The following is a 5274-nucleotide window of genomic DNA, read 5'->3' as shown; positions in this document are numbered from 1 at the left end:
ATCGTGGTGATGTCCCTTTCGAGAGTGCTGTGGAAGGTTCACTCGAAGGCTCCCACGGTGACCGCGTCCATGCTGGGGACGGTGTTGGCGGCCGGGGAGGGTTACACCACTATCAGGGACTCAACTCATGGCCCGCTACCTGCTGGCCCGCAGCGAGGGCACCATCGGGGAGCTGGCCCACCTGCTGACCGCGGCCGCGGTGGCCGCCGTCGAGTCCGGCCTCGAGGCCATCGACCACCGGACCCTGACGATGGCTAACTACACCGGGCCGACCGAACGCCGCCGGGTCTTCGAACGCGAGCTGCTGTGAGCACTCGGTGGCCGGTGCACCCGGCCCCGGTCACCGGTGAGGCACTCACCTCCTGGCTGCGCCGGATAGCCCACCGCTACGGGGCCGAGGTCGAGGACCTCGTTCTCGATACCGGGTTCTGCATCTCCCGCCCCGGGGACCTGGACGTGGCCGCCCCGGAGGAATTCATCAACCAGCTAGCCGGCCGCACCAGAACCGGAACCGACACCATACGGGCCATGACTCTCGGCGGGCAGACCCCCTGGCTGCTGGACCAACTCGAGCCAGCGGCGAAGGCCTACACCACCTATACCCGCCAGCTGGCGGTACTGCTGCCCCGGGGAAGGAGACGCGACCGTACCGTGGAGGACTGGCGGGCCTGGTTGCCCACGGATGCCGGCTGGCAACACCGGGCCTGTCCGCGCTGCACCATGGAATCCACCCCTCCCTGCCCCTACCAACTGGCGTGGCTGGTGCCCCTAATGCTCTCCTGCCCCGTCCACCACTGCCGACTCGAACGCCACAACGGCCCGGTGGGCTACCACGACTTCTGGCACGTCTCGCCGGGTAGGCCCGAGCCGCGACCGGTCGGGGCGGCGATCCGGAGCATGGACCAGCGGACCTGGCAGGCCCTGACCACAGGATCCGTCGCCCTTCCCCGACACCGGGTGCACGCAGGCCTCTGGTTCCGACTACTCAGGACGCTGCTCGACGAGCTCGGCGCGACCATCATCGAATGCGGCGCACCCGGCCGGCTGACACGACAGGTGTGGGACCGCACCGGCCACCCGGTCCGCGCCGGACAGGGCCCGTGGCGCCCCTACGAGGAACTCTCCGATCAGCGCCAACTCCAGTCCCTGGAAGCCGCCGCCACCGCGATACACCTGCTCGAAACCCGGGCCATGACCTGCCCCGGACGCGAAGCCGAGGTGTTCCTGCCCCAACCGGACATTTCCCGCGACCCCGGCAGCACCGAACAAACCACGGACCCCACCGCCATCCGTTGGCAGGAGATCAAAAAGAACTTTCAGGCCGTCGTCGAGGAAGCCCGGACCACCCCCGAGACCGCCCGCCAACTCTTCAACTTCTGCACGATGTACCGCCGCGACAACGACGAAGTGATCCAAGGCGTCCGGAGCAATTTCACCGAGCTCGGCATCCCTTCGGACTACCTGTCACCATAGCTGCGCCTTGACCGTCTGCGAGACGTAGAATAAATGACCGGTTACGTGACAATATTTCTCAACACCTCGCTCTGCGGGCCTCGTGTCACATAAACGATCGAATAAATGACAGGGGTGGTGGGCGGTGCTCGTGGGGTACATGCGGGTGTCTAAGGCTGACGGCTCCCAGGCCACCGACCTGCAACGCGACGCCCTGCTCGAAGCCGGCGTGGAACCGGAGGCTCTGTACGAGGACAAGGCCTCCGGCAAGAGCGATGACCGTCCCCATCTGGCCGCGTGCCTGAAAGCGCTGCGGGCCGGGGATACCCTGCTGGTGTGGAAGCTGGACCGACTCGGCCGGGACCTGCGCCACCTGGTCAACATCGTGCACGAGCTCACCGAGCGGGGCGTGGGCCTGAAGGTGCTCACCGGCCAGGGGGCGGCGATTGACACCACGACCGCCTCCGGCAAGCTGGTGTTCGGGATCTTCGCCGCCCTGGCCGAGTTCGAACGCGAGCTGATCTCCGAACGCACCAAGGCCGGCCTGGCCTCGGCCCGGGCCCGAGGCCGCAAGGGCGGCCGGCCCTACAAGATGACCCCGGCCAAGATCCGCCTGGCGATGGCCTCGATGGGGAACAAGGACACCAACGTCGGTGCCCTGTGTAAGGAACTGGGCATCACCCGCCAGACCCTCTACCGCCACGTCTCACCCACGGGGGAACTGCGCGAAGCCGGACAGAAGGTGCTGGCCCAACGCCGATGACCACCGCGGGCTGCGGAGCTGTGTGCCGCCGATGGTGACCCACCCGGGGGCGTGTCGTATGACGTGCCGTCGCGGGACGGACCACCGGACGGGTCATGCGGGATGTCCCTAGTGGCGTGCCACTGTTCATCCATGTCGGCTGCGGGTGTGTCCGGTGGGGGGTTCCTCCTGCGGACGCGTCTATTGCTCAACCAGCCCCACTGGGTCAGTGGTGGGTGGGGTGTTCGTGGTGGGCGTGGGCGGCGGGTTCGAGTTGGAAGGTGGAGTGGTCGATCGCCACGTCGAAGTGCTCGGCGACGCAGTGTTGGAGCTGGTCCAGGATCTGGGGGGCGTGCCCGTCGTGGAAGCAGTGGTCCTCGACGACGACGTGGGCGCTGAGCACGGGGACCCCGGTGGCGATCTGGGAGGCGTGCAGGTCGTGCACGGACACCACGTGCGGCACCGCTTCAAGGTGGTCCCGAACCTCGGCGAGGTCCAGGTCCCGGGGGGTGGATTCGAGCAGGATGTGCGCGGCCTCGGCCAGGATCTTCAGGGTGCGGGGCACAATCAACACGGCGATGAGCATCCCGGCCACGGCGTCGGCCTGCGCCCAGCCGGTGGTGGCGATGACCAGGGCGCTGGCGATCACGGCCACCGAGCCCAGCGCATCGTTGAGGACCTCCAGGAACGCGGCGCGCATGTTCAGGTTGGCCCCGCGGCCGGAGCCGAGGACGGCCAGCGAGGCGAGGTTACCGGCCAAGCCGAGGATCCCGAACAGCAGCAGAGGGCCGGAGGCTACCTCGGGCGGGGCGAACAGTCGCTGCAGGCCCTCGATGAAGGCGTAGAGACCCACGGCCAGCAGGATGGCGGCCTGGGCCAGGGCGGCCAACACCTCGGCGCGCAGGAACCCCCAGGTGCGCCGGGCCGTGGGCGGCCGGGCCATCAGGGTGGAGGCCAGCAGGGCCATCAGCAACCCGCCAGCGTCGGTGAGCATGTGCGCCGCGTCCACCAGTAGGGCCAGGCTGCCGGTGATCAGCGCCCCGGCCACCTCGGCCAGCAGCACCGCCGTGGTGATGGCGAAAGCGACCGCCAGCCGCCAGCGGTGCGCCGGCGAGGCGTGGTGGTGTGCACCCATTAACTGTGTCCTCCTTCTCCGGGACCGGGCTCAGGCCGCGGCGGGGCCGTCGGGGCCCGGGGTGCCGGAGTGTGGGCAGAGCTCGACCGCGTGCCCGGTGACCGTCAGCAGCCGCTCGGCGGCGGCCAGCACCTGAAGCAGCTCGGGCTCGGCGGCCAGGGCGTACAGCGAGGCCCGGCCCACCGGCCGGGAGGCCACCAACCCGCAGCCGGCCAGGCAGGCCAGGTGCGCACTGACCGTGGACTGGGCCAACCCGAGGTGCTCGGTCAGCTCGCGCACCTTGTGCTCCCCGGTGGCCAGGTGCCGCAGGATCGCCAACCGGGTGGGGTCGGAGAACCCGTGGAACAGCGCCGCCGCCGGGCCCAGGCCCGCCGCCGGGGACACCCCCGGCTCCTTAATCATCGTCATACGACGATGATAGCGCCTTCAGTCGATAATGGCGAGGTCGCGCCCCAGGACCGGTCAGAAGCCGGTGAAGGCGGGGAGGAACTGGACGAAGACCGAGCCGGCGACGGCGACGTAGGCGACGGCGATGAGGGTCCCGGCCCAGCCGGTGGCGAACCGGACCACCCCCGGCGGGGCGGGGATCACGCCGTGGGCGAGGTTGCGGGCGGTGAGCAGGAGGAACAGGGGGATCATGGCCGCCCAGACGATCATGCAGTACAGGCAGAGGATGTAGATCTCGTACAGGGCCTGGAACCACAGCCAGGCCACGAACCCTATCCCGAGGGTGACCCCGGCCTGCAGCCCGAGCCAGTACCCGCGGCCGGGCCGGGCCCCGGAGAGCACGACCATCGCGGTGGAGATCACCACGGCGAAGGCGACGATGCCGATCAGCGGGTTGGGGAAGCCGAACAGCTCGGACTGCCAGGTGCCCATGACCCGTCCGCAGGACACCCAGGGGTTGATGTCACAGCTGGTGGTGTGGCCGGGGTTCTCGTAGAGGGCGAGGCGTTCGAGGACCAGGGTCGCCGAGGCGATCCAGCCGACGGCGCCGGTGACGAGCAGCACCAGGCCGAAGGCCCGGCGCCCGGTGAACCACGCCGGGGCCGGCGCCGGGCCGGCTGCCGATACTGGGGAGGCGGCGCTCGGGGCGGTGGGCTCGGTGAGCCGGTCGGTCATGGGAAGTCCTTTGCTCTCGGTCCTCTGCTCTGGCCCGGGTGGCCGCGGATGGTCCGGGCGGTCAGTCCTGGGTGGCGGCCTCGACGGCGGCGGTGAACTCTTCCAGGCTGTTCACGGTGAGCGGCTCACCGTCGAGGTAGAAGGTCGGGGTCCCGGCCACGCCCAGGGCGGTGCCGTCGGCCACGTCCAGCTCGACCCGGTCCCGGGTGGCCGGGTCGGCCACCGCGGCATCGTAGGCGGCCATGTCCAGGCCCAACTCTTCGGCGTAGGCCCGGAAGACCGGGCTGCGGTCCTCCGTGGTGTGGCTCCACTCGGTCTGGGTCTCGAACATCTTCTGGTACATCGACTCGTAGGCGCCCTGCTGGGCAGCGGCCTCCACGGCGATGGCCGCGGTGACCGAGTTCGGGTGGCCCGGCAGCGGGAAGTACCGGTGCACGAAGGTCACGGTGTCCGCATACTCGGCGCGCAGGTCCTCCACGAAGGGGTAAGCCGCCGCGCAGGCCTCGCACTCGAAGTCCAGGAACTCCACCAGCACGGCCTTCTCATTGGGGGCCTGCGAGAGCACCCGGCTATTCTCCCGCACCAACTGACCGGCAGACCCAGTCGACTGCCCGGTGGACTGGGCGGTGGACTGGTTGAGGTCCTGCTGCTGGGCGGTGGCGGTCCCGCGGGCCACAAGGTAACCGATGAGGGCGGCGGCCACGACCAGGCCCAGCAGCACCCAGACCACGATCTTGGCCCGGCGCTGCCGGGACGGGGTGGGAGAAGACGGGGTGGAAGCGGTGGGGTCAGGGGAAGTCACGAGCGGTCCAATCCGTGAGGT

Annotated in this window: 6 protein-coding genes and 1 pseudogene; 3 read left to right on the top strand and 4 right to left on the bottom strand. The window is 69.6% G+C overall.

Going from position 1 to position 5274, the window contains the following annotated elements; all coding sequences use genetic code 11:
* Positions 1 to 127 precede the first annotated feature (127 nt).
* From J1M41_RS05960 to J1M41_RS05950, 3 genes and pseudogenes are all read left to right on the top strand, one after another.
* A pseudogene (locus J1M41_RS05960) lies at positions 128 to 310 on the top strand (transposase); the annotation flags it as partial.
* Positions 311 to 324: 14 nt separating this feature from the next.
* On the top strand, positions 325 to 1473 hold the full coding sequence (locus J1M41_RS05955; RefSeq protein WP_159833557.1) for a TniQ family protein: 1149 nt from the start codon (positions 325 to 327) through the stop codon (positions 1471 to 1473).
* Positions 1474 to 1597: 124 nt separating this feature from the next.
* A complete protein-coding gene (locus J1M41_RS05950; protein ID WP_036313821.1) occupies positions 1598 to 2215 on the top strand; it encodes a recombinase family protein in 618 nt (205 codons plus the stop codon).
* Between the two features lie 205 nt (positions 2216 to 2420).
* On the opposite strand, the gene J1M41_RS05945 is transcribed toward J1M41_RS05950, so the two are convergent.
* The 4 genes from J1M41_RS05945 to J1M41_RS05930 form a co-directional block, all read right to left on the bottom strand.
* The gene (locus J1M41_RS05945) at positions 2421 to 3329 is read right to left on the bottom strand and encodes a cation diffusion facilitator family transporter (protein WP_036313825.1); all 909 of its coding nucleotides are present in this window, start codon (positions 3327 to 3329) and stop codon (positions 2421 to 2423) included.
* 30 nt (positions 3330 to 3359) lie between these two features.
* Positions 3360 to 3737, bottom strand: coding sequence for a helix-turn-helix transcriptional regulator (locus J1M41_RS05940; protein WP_036313828.1), 378 nt, complete (start codon positions 3735 to 3737; stop codon positions 3360 to 3362).
* 54 nt (positions 3738 to 3791) lie between these two features.
* On the bottom strand, positions 3792 to 4451 hold the full coding sequence (locus J1M41_RS05935; protein WP_036313831.1) for a vitamin K epoxide reductase family protein: 660 nt from the start codon (positions 4449 to 4451) through the stop codon (positions 3792 to 3794).
* A 61-nt stretch (positions 4452 to 4512) separates the two neighbouring features.
* Positions 4513 to 5253 (bottom strand): thioredoxin domain-containing protein, encoded by a 741-nt coding sequence (locus J1M41_RS05930; protein ID WP_206451361.1) that lies wholly within the window; start codon positions 5251 to 5253, stop codon positions 4513 to 4515.
* Positions 5254 to 5274: the final 21 nt, after the last annotated feature.

Origin of the sequence: Micrococcus sp. KRD096 (genome assembly GCF_017168495.1) — a bacterium.
GTDB lineage: Bacteria > Actinomycetota > Actinomycetes > Actinomycetales > Micrococcaceae > Micrococcus > Micrococcus luteus.
The sequence above is the reverse complement of the archived record's forward strand: the minus strand, read 5'-3'. Positions and strand labels throughout refer to the sequence as shown.